The following is a 23,910-nucleotide window of genomic DNA, read 5'->3' as shown; positions in this document are numbered from 1 at the left end:
GCAGTCCTGCCTAACAAAAAAGGAAAGGAACTCATATGAAACCATCAACCATTAACCAAACGAGTATACATGAATCAATGGATGCGATTTTACAAGATGTAAAGACAACCATTTTACAAACCAACGAAATCGAACGCTTCGCTGTTTTTTCACGTGAAAAAACCATTCGACCGCGGCCGTATCACCTCTCTCATTTATTTCTCGACAAGCACATTGAGCAGGAGGCCGCAGCGGAAGCGATACAGACGCAAACGGCTGTACCTGCTTTGGCCGACATGCCGCCCGCTCTTTCCTATGGAGGGGATCTCGACGTCACACAAGGCGCACAGACCTTACAGGAAGTCTTAACAGAGGCTGCAAAAACGACAAATGGGCTTACGTATATCGTGAATAGCAAGAACGAACTCACACAATCTTATGCACAGTTACAAGGAGACGCCGAGAGGGTTCTGACTGGTTTAAGGGCACTGGGGCTTAAGGCAGGCGATCCTGTTTTCTTTCAATTCTCATCGAATCATGCCATGGTCACTGCCTTTTGGGCATGTGTATTAGGCGGATTTGTTCCAACGCTTGTGTCGGCTGCCCCAACCTATCGGGAGATGAATGCTGCAGTGAAGAAGCTTCATCATGCTTGGAAGCTGCTCGAGCATCCGCTCATCCTAACAGATGACTCACTGATCGAGGAGGTGCAAGGGTTAGCCTTACTGTGGCATACAGACCAATTACGTGTCGCAGCAGTTGAGCCGATGCTGACATTAGAAAGAGATACAGCCGCTCATCCTGCCGCGCCGGATGATTCCGTCTTCTTTATCTTAACGTCTGGAAGTACAGGGATGCCAAAGTGTGTAGAGCATTCCCATAGAAGTGTGCTGGCGAACGTCAAAGGAACAGTGGCAGCGAATCAATTTACACAAGAGGATGTCTCGTTAGACTGGATGCCTTTAGATCATATTGGTGGCATCGTGATGTTCCACCTTGTCAATGTGTACACAGGCTGCGAGCAGATTCGGGCAAGAACAGATGACTTTATCGCTCAGCCGCTGCGGTGGCTTGACTGGATGGACCGCTACCGTGCAACGAAGACGTGGGCACCTAACTTTGCATTTGCGATGATCAATGATTATGAGAAAGAGATTTCATCAGGGTCTTGGGATCTGTCGGCGATGACCTGCATGATCAATGGGGCAGAGGCGGTCGTTCCAAAAACCATCCACCGATTTCTACACCTGCTTGCTCCGCACGGCTTAAAGGGAGATGTGATTAGACCGGCTTTCGGCATGTCTGAAATCTCATCAGCGGTTGTGTTTTCCTTTGCGATTGAGCGTGGAGATGAAAACAGCGGGGTTCTGACCTTTGAGGAAACGTCGCTGACAGAGCAGCTAAGACCAGCAGAAGCACGTGAGACAGGAACCGTCAGCTTTACAGAGTTGGGCAAACCGATTCCAGGTATCAGGATACGCATCGTCAATCATCAGCATGAGCTTCTTCCAGAAGATCATATTGGCCGTGTGCAAATAAAAGGCCCAACCACCATGAAGGGCTATTACCGGAATGACGAAGCGAATCAAGAAGTATTTCAAGCGGATGGCTGGTTTCACACGGGTGATTTAGGTTTCCTGCACGAAGGAAGGCTGACACTAACCGGTAGAGAAAAAGACATGATTATCATCAACGGAAAAAACTATCACAACTATGAAATTGAAGCCATAGCAGAGGAAGTACCGGGAGTAGAAACGAGCTTTGTGGCTGCTTGTTCCGTCCGAATGGAGGCTTCTGCATCCGATGAACTGATTCTCTTTTTTACACCGAAGCTGTATGAGCCGGCTTATATTATGAGGGCAAGTCAGCACATTAAATCCCATATTGCAACAAAAATGGGCTTGTCTGCATCTCGCATCATTCCTGTCCAGAAGCATGCATTTCCCAAAACCAGCTCTGGAAAAATAGAAAGGGCACAGCTCAAGACAAGATGGCAAGAAGGCGAATTTGATGAAATGATCATGGAAATGGATATGAGACTTGAAAATGAACATACCTTGCCTGATTGGAGTTATCAAAAGAAGTGGATACCTGCTCCACTTGATGCAGCTGACAAGCAGATCATAGGGGACGTTGTGATCTTTGCAGATCCATTAGGACTGGCAGATCAATTGAAATCTTTTGCAAACAGTGAACAAACATACATTACGGTTGAACCGGGTCAAGCGTTCAAACAACTCACACACACTCACTTCATCATCCACCCGAATCGGCCGTCTGACTACGAACAACTCTTTGAGACGCTCCGTTCGTATGGCGTTTCGGTGAAACACATCATTCACCTTTGGAACTATACAAACCAAGAAGACAAGCTTTATGTGGCCAAGGCGAAACAAGCGCAGAAAACGGGCAGCATGAGTGCATTATTTTTAACAAAAGCCATTTCCGTCTATGAGGAGCAGGTGGCCATCACTTTTGTCTCAACCCATGCGATGAATGTGCCGGAGGATCACATCCACGATGTAGAAAAAGCAACGACAGCCGGACTGATGACAGCAGTTCAGCATGAATGGCCGTTTATCAAGGTGCAATGTCTTGATTTTTCTCTAGCAGAATCGGTATCTAGTCATTCTCATGCAATGGCGATTATGGCAGAACTCACACATGACCAAGACCGTCATGTCGCTGCTTATCGTCAAGGTGTTCGTTATATTCCCTTTTTAGCACCTCTTCATTTGGAAAAGGAACAGAAAAGGAAAGAGCCGCCATTTGAATCATCTGGGCTTTATGTCATAACAGGCGGGCTAGGCGGAATTGGACGTTTAGTCAGTGAACACCTACTGACATCTTATCAAGCACATCTCGTGTTGCTTGGAAGGAAAGAGAGAGAGGCACTTTCTAGTGACCAGCAAGAGACATTGGCTTTCCTAGAGAAGCAGGCAAAAGTGCATGGCGGCAAGGTTCTTTATGAGAAAGCAGACATCACGGCTGAAAAAGAGGTGGAAGCGATCATCTCTAGACATGAGGTCGCTGGAAATCAAAGGCTGGATGGCATCATTCATTTCGCAGGTATCATTCAAGAAGAACTGCTTGCTGATATGACATCTGTGTCTCTAAATGAAATGTACGAAGCGAAGGTGTATGGAACGATTGCGCTTCATGAAGCTGCCTCCAAACGCAGGGATGTTTTATTTCTTTCCAGCTCGTCAGCCCGAACGCTAAAGGGCGGTATGACTGTCGGCGCCTATTGCGCTGCCAATGAGTTCGTGGAACAATTTGCTCATTATCAGAAGCTGACATCTACAGTGAAGCCATATTGCTTTAGTTTCAGCATGTGGGACGAGATTGGCATGAGTGAAGGCTCCATGGTAAAAGGCATGTTAAAAGAAAGAGGTTATCTTCCAATTTCAAAGCAGGCAGGCTTCCAAACGATGCTCGCATGTCTGATGACAGATGCTCCGCTCATTTATGCGGGATTGGATCGATCGAAGAAAGAGATTCACGAGATGGTCCATGCGGATGCGGAGATGCAAACAGAGCAGACCTTTTACGTCTTTTTCAAAACTGATCAAACAAAGGCGGTGGAAGAGCGGCTTTATCAATCGATTCATACATGTTTACAGTCCCGTCTATCTGGTGAATATGCCGTACATTTGTTTCCTGAGGAATATTGGAAAGAAACAGAAGATGGATCGCCAGACGAGGCATATTTTCATGAATTAATAGAGGAAAGCGGAATGGATGCAGACAACAGAGCACCTCACACAGAAACGGAGAAACTGCTCGCACACATTTGGTCAGAGCTGCTCGGTGTCCCAGATGTCAACTGCGGCGATCATTTCTTTCTACTAGGAGGTCATTCGCTGAAGGCGACGCAAATGCTGTCTGCGGTTAGGCAAAAAACAGGGTTTGACGTGCCGCTTGCTGTGTTGTTTGAACATACGAGACTCGGAGAATTAGCAGACTGGATCGATTCAAATGCCAAAGCAGATGAAGTGATTCCGATGAGAAAAATGGAGAAGGGTCAGGACATTCCGATGTCTTATGCCCAGCAAAGACAGTGGTTCCTCTATCAATTAGAGCCGGATCTGCCATTTTACAATAATACGATTTCGTTTCGGATGAATGGGCCTTTAGATATCAAGGTGCTTCAGGAAAGTCTGCAACATATGGTGGAAAGGCATGAATCGCTCAGAACGTCCTTTACGATGAGCGGGGATGAACCGGTACAGGTCATTCATGAACAGATGGACCTGCCAGAGCTTGAGGTGATGGACCTTTCAGGCATAGCGTCACAGGAAGAGAAAGAACAAAAAGCGACTGAATGGGCGAAAGAAGAGGCATCCACACCTTTTCAATTAGAACACGAAGCGCTCTTTCGAGTGAAGCTGATTCGACTTTCACCCGCAGAGCATATCTTACTTATGTCCATTCACCACATCGTGTCAGATGGTTGGTCGATCGGCATTGTTGCAAGAGAATTATCTGAGTGGTATACAGCGGCGATCGAAGGGCGGGAGCCTCACTTGCCGGCATTGCCTATTCAATATGCGGATTACGCACTGTGGCAGAAGGAGTATTTGACAGGAGAGCCATTGCGTAAGCAGCTTGCCTATTGGAAGGAGCAATTTGCGGCACCTGTTGAAGATTTGGTATTGCCGTATGATCATCCGCGGCCGGCCGTTCAATCCTACAAAGGGAAGACGAAAACATATCAACTGTCGAAGTCACTGTCTGAAAAGATTGATGAGCTATCTAAGAAAACAGACAGCACACTGTATATGACCTTGCTGTCGGCTTTCTCTACGCTTTTACATCGATTGTCTTCACAGGATGAGTTTGTCATTGGCTCGGTCATTGCTGGGAGAAATCGAACGGAAATGGAGCATTTAATCGGATTTTTCGTGAATACATTGGCGCTTCGGATCGACCATAGCGGGAATCCAGCCTTTACGGAATTATTAGAGCGAGTGAAGGAGACAACCGTCGGTGCTTATGCACACCAGGATGTGCCGTTTGAGATGGTGGTCGATGAACTGAATATTGTGCGTGATGCCAGTAAGCAGCCGCTGTTTCAGGTCATGTTTGTTCTGCAAAACCTACCGCTGGAAGCATCTCCAATGGGGGAGGCGACGTCGGTTTTAGCCATTGAAGATAATGATACAGCGAAATTTGATCTCTCCCTGTTTGTGTTTGAAGGAGCTGAAGGCCTTCAGTTAAAACTTGAGTATCAAGCGGATTTATTTTCTGATGACACGATGGAGCGATTCCTCGCATACTACGAGCACCTGCTTGAAAGCATTTGTGAAAATCCAGCGCAGCCGATCAGACAAGTGAATTTCCTGCCAGAGAAAGAAAAGCATCAATTGCTCTATGAATGGAGCGGAAAGACTGATCAACCAAAAGGTCCGCTGCTTATGACGGAACGATTTGAAGCGCAAGTGAAAAAGACACCTCATGCAGTGGCGCTCGAGTTCCAGGGAGATGAGTGGACGTACCAGGAGTTACATGAGAAAGCCGATCGTCTAGCAGGCTATTTGCAGCAGCGAGGCGTGACGCCGCATGAACCAGTTGGACTGCTCATCGATAGATCGCCTGAAATGATTCTTGGGGTGCTGGCCATTGTGAAAGCAGGCGGGGCTTATGTGCCAATTGATCCTGAATATCCAGATGCCCGCATTGATTATATGCTGAGAGATACAGGGATTCAGCTTTTACTGACAAAAAATGAATGGCTGAAAAAAGTATCCATCCATCAAACGGAACTCATTTGTCTTGATCAAGGGTATGAAGAATTTTTACCAGAAGCAGAGGTCATGCCCGCTGCACTAAGACCTGATGGACTTGCTTATATCAATTACACATCGGGGTCAACTGGACAGCCAAAAGGAGTACTGATCCCGCATCAAGCGGTCGTCCGGCTTGTGTGTGAAACAGACTATGTCACCCTTAATGAACAAACGCGCATTTTACAAATCGCTAGCTTCTCTTTTGATGCATTTACGTATGAAATATGGGGTGCCCTTTTAAACGGGGGAAGGCTCATACTGACGGATCGAAATACCATTTTATCAATGGATACATTAGCGGAAGCACTAAAAACTCATCAGATTACAACAGGGTTCTTGACTGTGCCGCTGTTCAACCGTTTAACAGAAGAACATCCAGAAGCTTTATCTGGACTTCATGCATTATTGGTCGGAGGAGATGCCTTATCAGCCGCTCATATCCGAAAAGCACTACCATATTTGCCTGAAGGGCTTTTAAATGGTTATGGACCAACAGAGAATACAACATTCTCCTGTGTGCATCACATTCGGGCACTGGAAGAAGATCAGGCGACGGTCCCGATTGGACAGCCTATTGCTTATTCACAAGCTTATGTATTAGATGACCAAATGCAGCCAGTTCCGCAAGGCGTCATCGGCGAAATTTATGTTGGCGGCACAGGGCTAGCACTTGGTTACCTTGGAGATGAAGAAAAAACAGCATCATCATTTATCCCGCATCCTTTCCAAGAAGGAGCGCGTTTATATAAAACAGGCGATATGGGCCGCTGGCTGTCAAATGGCATCATTGACTGTCTTGGAAGAATCGATCATCAAGTGAAAATTCGTGGACACCGCGTGGAATGTGGAGAAATTGAAGCCGCTATGCTGACATTTGATGACATCACAGAATGTGCCGTTATCCCGCATCAGCATGAGAGTGGTCATAAGCGATTGATCGGTTATGTTGTCCAAAAAGGCGGCATGACCACGCAAGACATTCGCCATAACTTAAAAGACATTCTGCCAGATTATATGGTACCAAGCCTATTAATAGAGCTGGATGAATTACCGCTCACGCCAAATGGCAAGGTAGACCAAAAGCGTCTTCCCCCGCCAGAGTGGAGACAAGAAGAAGTAGAAACAGCCATTGACAAAGCAGCTACTGAGGAAGAACGTGTGTTAGAAAAAGTGTGGTCTCAGCTGCTAGGCGTTCCTTCTATTGGCGTCCATGATAACTACTTTGAGCTTGGCGGAGATTCCATTATTGTCATACAAATGGTGGCACGCTTAGCACAGGAAGGCTACGTCATCCAGCCGAGAGATGTATTTGAAAAACAGACCATCTCACAACTCGCACAAGCGATGAGAAAGGCAGAGGTCTCTACGGTCTATGATCAATCACCTGTGACAGGAGAGGTTCGTCTTCTCCCGATTCAATCTTGGTTCTTTGAGCAATCGATGACCAATCAAGATTATTGGAATCTATCGGCGCATATTGAAATGAAGCGATCTGTTCCACATGAACAGTTAACACAGGTTCTTTCAAAACTGGTCGATCATCACGATATGCTGAGAGCTATATATACAAAAGAGGCAGATGGCACATGGATTCAAACCATTCGTGAGCCTGGTGTCACACCATGTGTCACATTCTTTGATGTGACGGATGTATCTCAGGAGGAAGCACGGGAACAAATCCGCTTGGAGACAAGTGCCTGTCAAGGAACATTGTCATTAGAGCGAGGAGAAGTGATCAAAGCGATTCTTTTTCATACAGGTGAAGACACGTCTGAGCTCTTTATTGCTGCACACCATCTCGTCATGGATGGCATATCATGGCGCATGATACAAGAAGATGTACTAAATGGATTGAAACAGCTTGCTACGGGGCAGGACATCATATTTGCGAAAAAAACCGCCTCCTACAAGCAGTGGGCAGATGCCTTATATGAATATGCACAAACAGATCAATTACAAGCGCAGGCCTCTTTTTGGCAAAAAATCAAGGATCAAGAGGAAGAAGGTTCTCCTTTCCAACTGCCTGCGCTTTCTAATATAGAAGAACATGCAGAGATCCTGTCGGTTCAGCTCACAAAGGAACAAACAGATATGTTACTTAGACAGGCCTCACAAGCATACCGAACAGAGATTAACGATTTACTGTTATCAGGCCTCACGCAAGCCATTGGAAAGCCAATGCTCATCACGTTAGAAGGGCATGGACGCGAGGATTTATTTGAACAGATGGATTTGTCACGGACAGTCGGCTGGTTTACAAGCTCTTATCCTATTTTTATTCCTTTTATACAAACCGATGTTGCAAGACAAATCAAAGACGTCAAAGAAACCTTACGAGCTGTACCGCAAAAGGGAATCGGCTATGGTTTGCTTCAATACATGACAGAATCTCGTTTACTCAAAACGGTAACGCCGCAGATGAGCTTTAATTACCTCGGTCAGTTAGATCAGGCAGATGGCGAAGCCAAGCTTTATATCGCAGACGAACGAAATGGACATGTTCACGATCCGAAAGCAGAAAGACAGCATTTGATCGATGTGTATGGATATGTTACAGATGGTCAGTTGCAGATGAACTTTATGATCAATCGTGAACTGCTTCAAGATCAAGAGGTGCGGTTGTTACCTGAACGTTTTAAAGAAAAAATGGAGATCATCTTGGCGCATTGTGTTGAAACGAGCGGCGGCTTTACACCATCTGATTTTCCGATGGTTCATCTTACGCAAAAGCAAATAGATGAACTTCCAGACAATGTAGTCGATGTGTATCCGCTGTCTCCAATGCAGCAAGGAATGCTGTTTCATGCACTGCTAGATCAAGCCTCACAAGCTTATTTTGGTCAGGTGCATATGACGCTCCAAGGCTTAACAAACGGTGATGCCTATGAACAAGCTTGGAACCTTCTTGTAGAACGTCATTCGATTTTGAGAACAAAATTCGCTTGGGAAGGGCTGAAAGAGCCTGTTCAGTTCATTCAATCAGAAGGAAGCATCCACCTCACTCAGCACGATGTGCGCCACCTGAGTGATGCGGAGCAAGAAGAGACAATCGAACACTTTTTAGTATCTGATCGTTCAAAGGATTTCAATTTAGACCATATAGATGAACCGCTGATTCGGATTGCTTTATTCCGTTGTGATGAGGAAAGATGCACGTTTGTCTTTAGTTTTCATCACATTTTAATCGATGGCTGGAGTTTGTTCAGTTTTATTCAGGAATCTTTTGCGCTGTATCGCTCTCTTGTGGATGAACGAGAGATCAGTCTTTCTACAGTCCGTCCATATAAAGATTTTATCGAATGGCTGCAAAAGCAGGATCAAGAGAAGGCGCAAGAATTCTGGCAGCGTTATATGTCAGGTGTAGAGGAAGCGACACTGCTTCCAGGAGACGGCGAAGAACATGCTTCAGACCAAGAAGCAAGCATGATGCAGTCCAGCGTCAAACTGACGCCAGAGATGCAGCAGAAGCTGGAGAAGATGACTGGCAAGCAGAAGGTCACGATGAGCACACTGATTCAATCAGCGTGGGGACTGCTCTTGCACCTTCATTCGGGCGCAGAGGATGTCATATTTGGGGTGACCGTATCTGGCCGGCCAGCTGACTTACCAGAAGTGGAAAGTATGACAGGGCTCTTTATTAACACATTGCCGCTTCGTCTACCGATCCATTCGGACTGGACGATTGCGCGATTGCTCGCCCATACACAGGAAACCGTTTTTCAGATGAGAGAATACGAGTATACCGTATTGCCAGATATTCAGCAGATGACGGAAATTCCAAATGGAGAGGCATTGTTTCACAGCATTGTCGTGTTTGAAAACTATCCGATTGAATCCATTGAGCCGTATGGCGTACGCATTTTAGACATTGCCAGTCATGAAGAAACAAATTATGACTTAACCCTTGTCGCAGTGCCGGGAGATACGCTGGAGCTTCGGATCACATACAACTTAAATCAATATACAGAACAGCAAATACAAACGCTGATGCAGCAGCTGATTCACACACTTGAAGCCATGACAGAACAAGTGGATACGCCGCTATCTTCCTTCTCCATTGTGACAAATGAGGAAAAAGAGCGGATGATCAGTGATTGGGCGAAAAACGCACATGTCAGCGTGCTATACCCAGACCAAGAAGAAGTTTATGCAGGCGTACATGATCCTGCCTATGAAACGGAAATATATGTCCTGAATGAAGAACATCAGCTCATGCCGATTGGATTTCCTGGAGATATTTTTATCGGCGCCAAAGAGATCAAAGCACTTTTTGGAGAGCTAGCCGATTGGATGGAGGCGCATAAAATTCCGCATCCATTCAAACATCAAACAGGCGAATATCTTTATCCGACAGGGGATGTCGGCGTTTGGACGGAAGAAAGCAAGATTCAGATTTTGGATTGGATGTAGGAGGAGAAGAAGAATGCTAGTTAGTAGACGAAAAGGAAATGCAGTAAATCATATTGTCAGGATCAATGGAAAACGAATCGATCTCAAAGCATTAGAGAAAGTCTTCATGCTTCACTTTCCACTAAAGGAATGTGCGCTCATCCCGAAGAAAAATCAAGAAGGAGGCCTATCGCTTGTGCTGTTTGCACAGGCGAAGGACCCTTCGCTGACAAGAGAGGATTTGATGAAAGGACCACTTCATCCTGATGAAGTGCCAGCCGCACTCGTCCTCGTCCCTTCCTTGCCTCGAAAAGAAAGTGGAGCGGTCGATACCGAGGCGCTGCTTGCCATTGACGTACTAGATGAAGAGGAACGAAGAAAGATAGAAGAGCGCACGAAAGCCATAGATGGAGTAGAGGAAGCAGCCGTTTTGATAGAGAGACAGACAGAAAAACAAACACCCTATCATTTAGATGACCTCTTCCCAGATAGACAGCGTACAAATGGAAACGAATCGTTTTCAAAAGATGAAGTCAGTCAAACCATACAATCCTCCGTACAAGAAAAACCACCAGCTCTTGTTTATGGAGGTGATGTGATCAGAAAACCAGGTACACCAGTCACATTGACAGAGGTACTGATCCGAGCCGCCTTTATGTCACCAAATCGCGGAGTCACGTATCTCAAAGAAGGCGGTCATGAGGTGATCCAGACTTACCCGGAATTACTCACAGGAGCGGAACGTGTCCTATCTGGATTAAGGGCAGCCGGACTTTCAAACGGCGATCAAGTGCTGCTTCAATTGAAAGACCATCAAGATTTTATCACAGTATTCTGGGGCTGTATTCTCGGTGGAATCATTCCAACCCCAGTCTCTGTACCACCTGTGTATGATGAAATGAATCAAGGTGTGAACAAGCTCAAGGGCGTGTTTCAGCTGCAAAATGAACCATTCATTATTACAAACGAAGCGAGTGCTGAGGACATTGCAGGGCTACGTAAAACGTTTGAATCAAAAGCGATTCCGATTTTAACAATCGAAACATTACTTGCCTGTGACCCAGATGAACAGCATTATGAGCCAGAGCCGGATGAGCCTGTGCTTCAGCTGCTGTCCTCAGGAAGTACAGGTGTGCCAAAGTGTATCCGGCACAACCATCAAAGCATTTTATCTAGAATCATTTCCTTTGAGCAGGCAAATGGTTTCACGCATGAGGATGTATCAATGAACTGGATGCCGCTTGATCATGTAGGGGGCATTGTCATGTTTCATGTCCATGATGTCTACCTCGGCTGCCAGCAAATTAGTCCATCCATTGATCAATTTATCGAACGGCCGATGGTGTGGCTGGATTGGATAGAAAGATATGGTGTCACAAGGACGTGGGCGCCAAACTTTGCCTTTGCGATGATGAATGAATATGAAGACGACATTCGCAAAGGGAGCTGGGATCTCTCCACCTTGACCTATATCATGAACGCCGCCGAAGCAGTTGTTCCTAAAGTGACGCAGCGTTTCATGCACATCATGGGTGAGCACGGATTAAGCCGCCATGCGATGGTGCCGGCTTATGGCATGTCAGAAACATCATCAGCCATTGTCCAGTCAAAAGAATTCATGCGTCATGATGATCAGGGTGGACAACTGACCATTGATCAGACCTCATTAACAAGTGAGATTCAATATGTGACGCACGATCATCCGCACAAGATGACTTTTACAGAAGTCGGTGCACCCATCCCTTCTGTATGGATTCGGATTGTAGACGAGCATCACCAAGTGCTGCCAGAAGATCAAGTCGGCCGCTTGCAGGTGAAGAGTCCAACGATTATGATGGGCTACTATCAAAATGAGGAAGCCAATGAAGAAGTATTTGCGGAAAACGGCTGGTTTCATACAGGAGATTTAGGATTTATTCATGAAGGGCGCCTAGTCCTCACAGGACGGGAAAAGGATATCATCGTCATCAACGGAGCGAACTATTTGAATTACGAAATTGAAGCCGTTGTGGAAGAAGTTGAGGGGGTTGAAGTCACCTTTGCCGCTGCGTACGGCATTTACAATCCCGAATCAAGTAATGACACACTCGCCGTCTTTTTTGTCACGCAGAAGGATTCGATAGAGGATCAAATCACAATGATTCAGCAGATTAGAGAGAGCATCATTCGCAAAATGGGAATCGAACCTGACCATATCATTCCGGTGAAAAAAGACCAATTTCCGAAAACAGAAAGCGGAAAAATCCAACGTGCCCAACTAGGTGCGGCACTGAAAGATGGGGTATTTCATGACATTGAACATGCACTTGATCTTGCTTCGGAAAATGAACAAACCCTCCCAGATTGGTTCTTTAAACGTATTTGGGTAAAAGAGAATATCGGTCCATCTCAGCCAGTCTCCACTGATCATGTACTCGTATTTGAGGATGAAAAAGGGCTTTATCCATCGCTTTATACACAATTTGAACAAATGAACCTGCCTTATGTTTCTGTGAAAAAGGGTTATGAATTTTTACGCCTGTCAAAAGGGATGTATCAGATGAACCCTCGAATCAAGGGGGATTACGTCAGGCTTGTGGCGGCGCTTGAAGCCGATGAATTAAAAATTGACCGTATGCTCCACTTGTGGAATGTATCAGACAGGGAGATGATTGCGAGCCCTGCGCAGTTCAAAGAACTGAATGCAAGCACTAGCCAATCCATTTTGTATTTGTATCAAGCATTGAGACAAGAAAATAAAGAGCCGATGCGTCTCGTTGTTGTCACAAAAGGTGGTCAATTTGTAAAACCGCAAGATGAGCTTCATGTGGAGAAAACGTCTCTTGCCGGATTATTAAAAACCATCCCGCAAGAATGGGAAGGGGCAGAAGTGTCTCACCTTGATATTGAAGCGGAGAATGTGGAACAGGATGCCAAGCATATTGCGGACGAACTAGGTGCGATTCATTTGAAAGCAGAAGTGTCTTACCGGCATGGCCAGCGTCTCGTACCAAAGCTGGAAAAAGTGAATATGATGACGGCACCTCAGACAGAAGGGTTTTTAGAATATGAAGGCTTGTACTTGCTGACTGGCGGGCTTGGCGGTATTGGATTTGAACTGTCTAAGCAAATGCTCCAATTTGGCTTGAAGCTCGTGTTAATTGGACGGACATCCCTTGAAGAAGACAGAGAAAAAGAGGCGTCATTCTCACAGCTTAAAGATCTGGGAGACGTCCTTTATGTACAAGCCGATGTGACGAATTTATGTGACGTCGAGCGGGCGATTTATGAAGCAGAAAAGCATTTCGGACAGTCGATCCGAGGAGCGCTTCATTTAGCCGGTGCTGGCAATGTATCTGAGCACTTTCAGCATGTGGATACGTACACACTGGCTCATACAACAGAAGAAGATTTCGTCAAAGAACTTTCAGGGAAGGCAGATGGTGCTTGGGTGCTGCAGGAAGCTTTCAAGCATGACCCGTCAGTTCCACTCGTCTTTTTTGGATCAGTGAATGGCTTTTTTGGCGGCACCACATTTGGCGCATATTCTGCGGCGAACAGCTTTTTAGATGGACTCGCACATGCTCTTACCTATCATGAGGGAAGAAGAGCGATTTCGTTGAATTTCAGCATGTGGGATAATCTTGGTTTGTCTAAGGGACATACTGGGGCTGCGCTAACCGTTCGCAAGGGCTTTCAATTGATTGGAAAAAAACAAGGACTCCATTCATTATGTCTAGGTGTTCGGCTGAATGAAGCGCATCTATTTATTGGCCTAGATGGGGCGAATCAAGAAATCGCTGAACATCTTCAACCAGCACCAATACCACATTTTGAAAAGAAACTGTACTATACGGTGCAATCAGGCAAAGAAGTGGATGTTGACAAGATCACAGGAATCATAGAGGGGAAATGGGACATCAGGCAAGTGGAAGATATACCGAAAAAACAAGATGGCTCTATTGATCATGAAGCCCTCAAACAGTTCCATCACAAACACGCACAGCCGTTTGAAAAGCAATTGCCAGAAACGAAGACAGAGCAGGTGCTTGCGGCCATATGGGAGGATATTTTAGAAGTCGATCGTGTGTACAAAGAGGATCAATTCTTTGACCTTGGTGGACATTCATTAAAGGCCACTCAAACGATTTCTCGTATTAATCATGAGTTTTCAATAAAGGCACCGCTAAAAATATTATTTGAAAGCAAGAATCTGGCACACTTGGCACAAATGGTCGATGACATCAATGGAGCACCAGCCATTCAGGAAGTCGGCATTCCAAAGCTGGAAAAACGAACAAGCTATGAGCTGTCACACGCTCAAAAGCGAATTTGGTTCTTATCTACATTAGAAAAGAGCCATCATTACAATATATTAGGTGCTTGGAAGCTGATGGGCCAATTACACATCCAAACGTTAACAAAGGCGATCGGTCTCTTAACAAAACGTCATGAAGCACTGCGCGCAACATTTCAAACCATTGGCGGCAAGCCGGTTCAAGTCATCCGTGAAGATCTTCCGCCATCAGTAACCGTTGCGAACTTCTCATTATTTAATGAAAAAACAAGAGTAAGAAGATTGGAACAGCTGATTCAGCAAGAGGCGAACCGCATCTATGACTTAGAACGGGGACCGCTTGCACAATGGACAATTGTTGATATGGGGAAAGAGGAATATTACTTGCTTTGTGCGCAGCATCATATCATTTCCGATGCATGGTCGCTCAGCCTGCTTATTCAAGAATTAGAAGTCGTGTATGGTGCGCTATTATCAGAGAAAACGCCTGAGCTACCTGCACTTGAGATTGAATGGACCGATTATGTTCATTGGGAGAATGAGCAATTAAAGAACCACCATGAGGCTCAGAGCTATTGGCTAGAAACGTTACAAGGAGAGTTGCCGGTATTAGAGCTCCCGTTTGACCGTCCTCGTCCGCCGGTTCAAACATTTAATGGAGCTACAGAGCAATTCGTGATAGATGAACCGCTTGTTCGTCGTTTACATGCCTTGTCGAGGCAGCAGGGGACAACACTATTTATGACGATGTTGTCAGCCTATTATGTCCTGCTTCACAAGTTGTCTGGACAAACAGATGTCATTGTTGGATCGCCGATCGCTGGCCGTGATGTCGAACAATCAGAGAAGCTCGTCGGCATGTTTGTCAATACATTGGCGCTGAGACAGGACGTTTCAAAAGCCGATACCTTTGCCGATTTACTGGAAAAGGTGAAAGAAATGACGTTAAAAGCCTTTGAGCATCAGCATTATCCATTCGACAAGCTTGTGGATGACCTTTCAATGGATAGAGACCTAAGTCGTTCACCGATCTTCCAAGTCGCCATGGGGTATGTCACTGATTCGCTGGATATCAACCTAAAAGGACTGACATCGGAACAAGTGATGGTCCATCATACCGTCTCTAAATTTGATCTCACCTTGCATGTATTTGAGCAGGAGGACAAGCTGTCTATCCATGTGGAATATAATACGGATTTATTTGAGCAAGAAACGGTCCACCGTATGATGAATTATTATCTCAATCTGTTAGATGGCATGACGGCTCAGCCTGAACGGACATTTGCTGACTTTTGCGTCATGGACAAAACAGAACAGGATGCCATGATCATAGGGAAAAATCAAACTGACACGCCTTATCCAAAGCGTACGCTGCAAGAATTATTTGAAGAACAAGTGCAGCGTGACCCGCACCGGATTGCTGTATCTTATATGGAAGAGCATATGACGTATCAAGATTTAGACGAGAAGGCGACAAAACTGGCTGCCTATTTACAATCAAAGGGCGTTGGACCAGGTTCACTTGTCCCGATGCTGTTTGATCGTTCGTTTGACATGATGGTCTCAGTTCTAGGGATCGTCAAGTCGGGTGCTGCTTATGTACCGATGTCACCTGAGTATCCAGATGTCCGCATCGGTCTGATCGTTCGCGATACACAAAGCGATATCATCTTAACCCAGTCGCATCTGATCAATCGTTTAGACGATCTGAGCGGCACAAAGATTGAAATGGACAAGCCGTTACCAGAAACAGGCGCAGTGTATCAAAGGGAAAAATCGATTGTAGGAGAAGACCAGCTTGCCTATGTGAACTACACTTCAGGCTCAACAGGCACACCAAAAGGCGTGATGCTACCTCATGCAGGAGTGGTCCGCTTAGTGAAAGAAACAAACTATATTGAGCTTGGTTCAGAAGATAAAATGCTTCAGCTGTCTAACTATGCATTTGACGCATTTACCTTTGAATTATGGGGGATGTTGCTCAATGGCGGTCAGCTGGTTCTGATCCCGAAATATGCTGCTCTGAATATGGACGAATTAACTCGTTTAATCAAAACGCATCAAGTCACAGCCAACTGTTTGCCAACTGCTTTATTCAACCGGCTGATTGAGCATGATCCAAAAAGTGTAGCTGGATACCGTACATTACTTGTTGGCGGAGAAGCCATGTCTAGTGAGCATGCACGGAAGGCATTGCCACATATGAAGGGGGTGCTGATCAATGCTTACGGTCCAACAGAAAACACAACATTAGCGACTACTTATCAAGTCACACACGTACCGGAGGATGCAAGATCAGTGCCAATCGGTGTGCCAGTCGCCAACTCAACGGTTGTCATACTAGATGATCATCTCAATCCAGTACCAACAGGCGTCAAAGGAGAAATCTATATCGGTGGAACAGGGTTGGCGAAGGGATATTTGCATGACCCAGAGCGTACGCAGGAGCGGTTTATTGACAATCCATTCCCGGCATTAAAAGGGGACAAACTGTATCGTTCCGGTGACCTAGGGAAATGGCGGTCTGATGGCAGTATTGAATACCTTGGCCGAAAAGACAACTTGGTCAAAATTAGAGGCTACCGAATTGAATGTGGAGAAATTGAGACAGCCCTGCTCAAACATCCACAAGTAAAAGAATGTACCGTCATTGCTAAAACGTACGGCAGCTCAAAACGGCTGGCAGCCTACCTTGTCACAGATGGGGGAGAGCCTGTTCCTGGATGGAAAGCATTTTTACAGGAAAGCCTGCCAGGCTATATGATTCCAAGTTACTTTATCGTACTTGACGCAATTCCTGTCACAACAAATGGGAAGGTCGATCAAAAAGCATTGCCGGAGCCGACAGACGCAGTCTCTTCCTCACATGAAGACGATCAACCGGCAACAGAAACACAGCAGCTGATTGTGACAGCTTTCAGTGAAGTGCTTGGTGTCAAACGAGTAGGAATTCATGATTCATTCTTTGATTTAGGCGGAGATTCCATTATGAGTATTCAAGCTGTTGCCAAATTAAAAGAAAAAGGTGTCCGTGTTGATCCGAAATGGATTTTCATGCACCCAGCGCCAGCGCAGTTAGCGGCATATTTGGACACAGTGCCAGAAACAGGCGAGCCTGTCGAAAGAGCGCCGAAAGACTATGTGATCGAGTTGAAAAAAGGGGATCCGGCTGAACCGAGAATTTTCTTTGCACCGCCTGCTGGTGGAACGGTGATGGGGTATATCGATGTGGCCAAGCTCATGACACATGAAGGAGCTGTTTACGCCTTGCAGTCTCCAGGCTTGTATGAGGATGAAGAACCACAATTCCTTCATTATACAGAGCTTGTCACCATTTTTATTGAAGCCATTGAGACATTCTATCGACCTGGCATTGATTATTTGGCAGGGCATTCCATGGGCGGACATCTTGCTTACGGAATGAATCAGAGACTCTGTCATGCAGGAAAAGCGCCAAAAGGATTGATCATTTTAGATACGGTTCCGGTATTAAGAGATGAGGCAGATCAAGCGCTTCATGCCGATATGAACGAAGAAGAAGTGAAAATGCTCGCCCTCGTCCTAGGTATGGGGAACCTCGTCGGCATCAAACCAGAAGCATTACAAGGGCTCAGCTTCCAAGAAGTGAAGCAGAAAATCCTCAAAGAAGCAGAAAAGGATGAAGTCGTTCATCAATTTATGAATGATCACTATTTAGATAAATACTTGCAAATGCAGACACATAATACCATCATGTCACAAGCCATTGAATTAGAAAAAGACCCATTCTCTGTGCCGTTTTATATTATACAAAGCAGCGATCACGCCACAGATTTCCAGAAGAAATTTGCCGATTGGGAAGCTTACACGAGAGAAACGTGCTCGTATTATCAAATAAAAGGCGACCATGTGACCATGATGAAAAGACCGCAGGCAGATCAACTTGCGCAGATTCTTGAAACGATCGTAAAGGGGTAAGGACGTATGAACCAATTATTTAAAACCTTTGAAAAAAAATCAGATCTCATTCAGCTTATTTGTTTTCCTTTTGCAGGCGGATATTCCGCCTCTTACCGTCCGCTCTTTGAACAGCTGAAGGACACGGCCGAAGTGACAGCAGCAGAACCTCCGGGTCATGGAACGAACCTCATGCCGCTTGAAACAAGCATTGACCGGCTGGCTGAATTGTATAAAGAAGGACTGACAGGCAAATTAAACCGTCCATTTATTTTGTTCGGACATTCCATGGGCGGACTTGTGGTGTACAGGCTGACTCAGCTGCTAGAAAAGGAAGGCATCGATCCGGCAGCAGTTGTCATTTCTGCCATTCAGCCACCGCAAACAAAAAGACAAATATTGACCCATTTATCGAGTGAAGCATTTGTTCAGCATATTGCTGAAATGGGCGGGATTCCAAAAGAATTGTTAGAGAACAAACCAATGATGGATTACTTTACACCATCCTTACGTGCCGACTATCAAGCATTAGAATCCTTCCAGCATACAGACAAAACAATCATTGAATCACCCGTTTATTTATTGAACGGAAAGCAAGATAAAAAATGCATGGAAGACGCAGACGGCTGGCTAACATGGGCAAACGCCATCGAACGCACTGATTTCGAAGGAGGCCACATGTATATCAACACACACCTCGAGCAGTTCGCAGAACATATGAGGCATGTCATTGAGCAGACAACAAAAAAGCAATTCATCAGCCAATAAAAGAAAACAACGGCCCCGTCAAACGAGGGCCGTTTTCTTTATGAATTCCCCTTCCTCACCACATTCCCGCCAATCACTCCGCCAATGACGAGCACAGCCCCGATGAGGTGAACCATATCAATCGTTTCATGTAAAATAAGCACGCCAGCGGCAATGGTAATGAAAGCAGAAAGATTGTTAAAGATACTCACTTTTGCTGCTTCAAGGTGGGAAAGAGCATAGTTTGATAAATACGCTGTGAGCAGTGAAGAGAGAATGCCTAAAAAGAGCATAGACCATACAAAGGATGGCTGCGTAAACGGACTAAAAAACTGCGGTAGTGTAGCATGTACCGAGTGCCGAATGAGAGCAGCAGCATTAAAGAAGACAAATCCAAAGAATGTCATCACGAAAGTCAGTTCAATGACATGGAATCGCCGTGTCATCACCCTGGCAAATACGCTATAGGCACTGGATGATAAGGCTGAAAGTAAGATCAGCACATAACCAATGAGATGAGAATGTTTCACATCAATTCCCTTCACCACAAAGAGGAGCATCACCCCGGACACAGAAAGAATGGTAAACAGCACCTGAATCGAGGTAGGACGTTCCTTTAAACACCATGCTGCAAGCACCATTGTCAAAATAGGGATGGTCGCCTGAATAATGCCGGCCTCTGATGAAGAGGTAAACATCAGCCCCCACACTTGAAATGCAAAAAACAACACAGGATAAAGCAAGGAAAATGGCACAATGTAAAAGAGATCACGCCATTGAATGGAAAAACGGTACTTTTTTCGTAAAAATGGAAATAACAAAAGAGCCGCTGCGAAAGAAACGGTAAATCGGTGTGCCAATACATCAATTGGATTCGCTGATGCTAAGGCTACTTTGACAAACAAGAATGAAAAACCAATAATACAGGCGTATGCGATCGAAGCAACATACGCTTTTTGTTTTGACATATCCATCAGAATTCTCCTTACACGAGCATGCATGCTTCAGTTGAATTGACCGGTTCTGTCTTTTTATCGTAAACGGATCAAGTAAAGTGTACAATAAGAGTTATTGATATCTGTACCGGTACAAGGAGGGTAGTACTGTGAGGAAATATGATCAGCTTGTGTTGAATATAAAAAACAAAATCGAGAGCGGTGAATACAATGCTGGAATGAAAATTCCATCCATTCGTCACTTAGCGGCTCAATATGCTGTGAGCAAAAGCACTGTCATAAAAGCACTAGACACATTAGAGCGTGAACACTTGCTGTACTCTGTAGAAAGAAGTGGCTATTTTGTCGTGAAAACCAATCAGTCAGCCGTTAAGAAGGGCAGCACATGGATTGATTTTGCTTCCTCTGCGCCTGATCCCATTGTGTTTCCATATGTCGATTTTCAGCACTGCATCAATCAAGCGATTGATCTGTATCAAAATGATTTATTTATCTATGGCACCACCAATGGATTACCATCTTTACTGCCAATCATTTCAAAGCGTTTAACGGATTATCAAGTGTTTGCCTCTCCAGAACAGATCGTCATGACTTCTGGTATTCAGCTGGCTTTATCGATTTTAAGCACCATCCCGTTTCCAAATGGAAAACAGACCATATTGGTCGAACAGCCAGGCTATCACCTATTCCTCCAATACTTAGAGAAAAACCAGCTGCCTGTCCGGGGGATTCAGCGGACGGAAAAAGGACTCGATCTTCAGGAATTGGAGCGTATCTTCCGAGAGGAGGATATTCGCTTTTTCTATACGATGCCAAGGTTTCAAAATCCGCTTGGAACGAGTCTGTCGAAACAAGAAAAAATAGCGATTGCAGCCCTTGCCGAAGCATATGATGTCTACATCGTTGAAGACGATTATTTGGCTGATTTAGAATTCGATACAAAAAGAGACCCGATCTATTCATATGATCGGGCGGGGAAGGTCATTTATTTAAAAAGCTTCTCAAAAATCATTTTTCCGGGGCTTAGAACAGGTGCTGTCGTTTTACCAAACGAGCTGATTGGCCCCTTTAGTGAACATAAACGGCTTATAGATATCGACAGCTCGATGCTCTCGCAGGCTGCTTTAGAAATTTATTTGAAAAGCGGGATGTTTGAGCGTCATAGAGAAAGGATGCAGGCGACCTATAGAGCTCGATCCAAACAACTTGTGGCCTGTTTGAAAAATGATCAAGGCGCTTATGAGCTGGGAGAAGAGGAGCCAGCTACCCATACCCACGTTCGTGTCGACCGGTCCATTCCAATGAATCAGCTCATTCAGCAGCTAAAAAAGGCTTCTGTGATGGTTCAGCCGATCGACCGCCATTTCATTTCTACTTATCAAAAGGAGCCTATACTTCAGCTGAACATTTGGCATGTAAAAGAAGAGGAAATCGCACGAGGCGTCGATTTGCTAAAGTCATCACTTCAACAAATCACACGTTATTAAGGCGAGATAGCATGTTCTCACAAGTGAGTATATCGACGTGCTCAGCCGCAGCAGGTTTTCTTGTACAAACCGCCATTTGGTAGGCAGGATCAAGCGAATATGTTTGGACAACGCAAGGGGCTTCGTGATCAGGTAATCTCAAAGTAGCCTGTCCATCCTCTGACAAGCGAGCGGTAAAGGATGAAAGACCATAGGATATTCCCTTCCCTGTCAGCTTGATAAAAGCCTCCTTCATGGACCATAAATGAAAGAAATAGGCTTCCTGCCGTTCTGCCGGCTGTGAGAGTAAATCTTGATATTCGTCAGCTGAAAAAAATCGTTTGGCAATGGCTAAATCAATCGGTTTAATCTCTTCAATATCAATGCCAACAGGCGCATCATCTACTGCGCCCACGACCCAATCACCAGAGTGAGAAAGATTAAAATGAAAAGAAGGAATTTGCCGGACAACAGGCTTTCCATTCCCTTCTGTTTCAAAAATGATCTGTTCCATAGGCAGTGCGTACATCTCATGAATGATGTGACGAATCAGGACCTCACCTAAAAGCGTTCTTCTTGCATCGATCAAAAAACGAAAGCGCTCAGCGGCGGCGCGTTTTTCAAGTGACACAAAAGGCTTCAGCTGTTCTATTTGTTTTCGTGCATTTTTATCATCTAAAGGTTGTAATTGAATTGCGAAAATCTTCATAACGGACCTCAATTTTTTACATTTATTGTACCATTGGATGAACCTCTGCAAAAGAGAAACAGACATCCTGTTCAATGAAAGCACAAAATGACAGGAAGGTGCGGGCGGTTCTCGATATAGTGGAAAAGGAAGGAGAGGGAAAAATGATTCACTTGATCATGGATAGTATCAATTATATGGAAGAGAGGCTGGATCAGCCTTTGCAGATCGAAGAAGTGGCAGAGGCCGCCTGTATGTCTAAATTTCATTATCAGCGGCTATTCCATATGCTGACAGGAATTGCAGTAGCAGAATATATTCGCAAAAGACGATTAACCCTTGCGGCAGAAGAATTCATGACCAAGCAAGTGAAAGTCATTGATGCGGCGGTGAAGTATGGCTATGAAACCCCAGAGTCGTTTGCGAAAGCCTTCAAGCGGCATCACGGATATACACCGGCAGCAGTGAAAACAGGCGAGTTTACAGTGAAAGCCTACCCCCGTCTCTCCTTCGAACTTCAAATAAAAGGAGTCGAACCGATGCATTATCGAATTGTGGAAAAGGATTCATTTTCAATCATGGGCAGAAGACTAAAGACAACAACAAAGAATAGCCAAAACAAACAGGATATTCCCGCCTTTTGGAAGCGTGTCAATCAAGAAGGATGGACGCATTCACTGGCTCATGCAGCTGGAGAACTCGGATATATCGGTGTATGTGCGCATTTTGATGAAACGCTTGAAACATTTGACTATATCATTGGGATTGAGCAAGGTGAGGAAGAACCAGATTCGGCCATGACAGTCGAGCAGATTCCGGCCAGTACGTGGGCTGTATTTCAGGCAAAGGGGCCTGTCGAAACCGCTGTGCATTCAACATGGACACGTATTTTCACAGAATGGTTTCCTGCCTCAGGATATGAGCATGCTGGGGGAATGGAGATGGAAACGTATCCTTTAGATGGAGAGATACATTCTCCAGATCATGTGACATTGATTTGGATTCCAATCCGTAAACAATTATAAAAAAGGCAGCGTATCTCGCTGCTTTTTATCCTTGTTTGAGGACGTGAACACCGTTTGGATCGGTCGTATTCATCCCATGAGAATCCATCATCTTCACTTCAAGTAAAGAGAGACGTTCTCCCTTTTTCCAATGAATAGGTTGTGTCAAACCGTCCAGCAACTGATCGACCGCAGGTGTATGAGTCAAATCAGGTACTGCGATCGTCATCTCGGCAATTGCTTCTTCACCAGTTTCAATCACATCTGTCCGCCGCTGCAATTCAAGCCTTAAGCGCATTGGTGTAGAAAGAAACGTTCTTCGCTCCCCGGTCTGGATTGCCCAGTTTCTCTTTTGCGCTTGTACCAGCAGCTGATCATATTCATCATCAGTCACTAGAAAGCCGATGTGATCAAAAAGGACTTTTTTACTATAACCAAATGTGATATTGATCTGTCCCTTTCTCATCTCAATGATTCGGAAAGGGGGCTTCTTCTCTCTAAAATCATCCCATGTCTGCGGAGGAGGAAAGGAACCTTCCTTTGCGAAACGACCCTTTACTTCAAAGCCTAATGAAGTGTACGCCTGCTCCGTCTCCTCAACAAATGGTGTCCAGTAATGATAATGGAAAAGCTGCATCAGAGGATCATCTCCTGTTTTAAGAATATTGCGTCTATTTAGT

At 45.1% G+C, this 23,910-nt stretch carries 8 protein-coding genes; 5 read left to right on the top strand and 3 right to left on the bottom strand.

The features are described 5' to 3' along the window. The first annotated feature begins 35 nt into the window (after positions 1–35). From M2369_RS09180 to M2369_RS09170, 3 genes are read left to right on the top strand one after another with little or no spacing between them, the layout of a single operon-like run. The gene (locus M2369_RS09180; RefSeq protein WP_259254039.1) at positions 36–10,178 is read left to right on the top strand and encodes a non-ribosomal peptide synthetase; all 10,143 of its coding nucleotides are present in this window, start codon (positions 36–38) and stop codon (positions 10,176–10,178) included. A gap of 13 nt (positions 10,179–10,191) precedes the next feature. Then, positions 10,192–18,390, top strand: a complete 8,199-nt coding sequence (locus M2369_RS09175) for a non-ribosomal peptide synthetase (RefSeq protein WP_259254038.1) — start codon at positions 10,192–10,194, stop codon at positions 18,388–18,390. Between the two features lie 6 nt (positions 18,391–18,396). Then, positions 18,397–19,137 carry a thioesterase II family protein gene (locus M2369_RS09170; RefSeq protein WP_259254037.1) on the top strand — a complete coding sequence of 247 codons (741 nt, stop codon included), beginning with the start codon at positions 18,397–18,399 and terminating at the stop codon, positions 19,135–19,137. A 38-nt stretch (positions 19,138–19,175) separates the two neighbouring features. On the opposite strand, the gene M2369_RS09165 is transcribed toward M2369_RS09170, so the two are convergent. Continuing rightward, positions 19,176–20,090: a DMT family transporter gene (locus tag M2369_RS09165; protein WP_041508239.1), complete on the bottom strand. Its 915-nt coding sequence runs from the start codon at positions 20,088–20,090 to the stop codon at positions 19,176–19,178. A 131-nt stretch (positions 20,091–20,221) separates the two neighbouring features. Between M2369_RS09165 and M2369_RS09160 the strand changes: the two genes are divergently transcribed. Further along, positions 20,222–21,559, top strand: coding sequence for an aminotransferase-like domain-containing protein (locus tag M2369_RS09160; protein WP_041508240.1), 1,338 nt, complete (start codon positions 20,222–20,224; stop codon positions 21,557–21,559). Here the strand turns inward: M2369_RS09160 and M2369_RS09155 are convergent. Continuing rightward, the gene (locus M2369_RS09155) at positions 21,546–22,247 is read right to left on the bottom strand and encodes a 4'-phosphopantetheinyl transferase family protein (protein ID WP_256689001.1); all 702 of its coding nucleotides are present in this window, start codon (positions 22,245–22,247) and stop codon (positions 21,546–21,548) included. The two genes, M2369_RS09160 and M2369_RS09155, sit on opposite strands and share 14 nt — an antisense overlap. A gap of 143 nt (positions 22,248–22,390) precedes the next feature. Between M2369_RS09155 and M2369_RS09150 the strand changes: the two genes are divergently transcribed. After that, complete coding sequence (locus M2369_RS09150; RefSeq protein ID WP_041508241.1) at positions 22,391–23,251, top strand: effector binding domain-containing protein; 861 nt, start codon at positions 22,391–22,393, stop codon at positions 23,249–23,251. 25 nt (positions 23,252–23,276) lie between these two features. Here M2369_RS09150 and M2369_RS09145 read toward each other — a convergent pair whose 3' ends face one another. After that, positions 23,277–23,867 (bottom strand): hypothetical protein, encoded by a 591-nt coding sequence (locus tag M2369_RS09145; protein WP_259254033.1) that lies wholly within the window; start codon positions 23,865–23,867, stop codon positions 23,277–23,279. Positions 23,868–23,910: the final 43 nt, after the last annotated feature.

The sequence above is a fragment of the Bacillus sp. JUb11 genome, assembly GCF_024807925.1.
Lineage (GTDB): Bacteria > Bacillota > Bacilli > Bacillales > Bacillaceae > Bacillus > Bacillus altitudinis.
The sequence above is the reverse complement of the archived record's forward strand: the minus strand, read 5'-3'. Positions and strand labels throughout refer to the sequence as shown.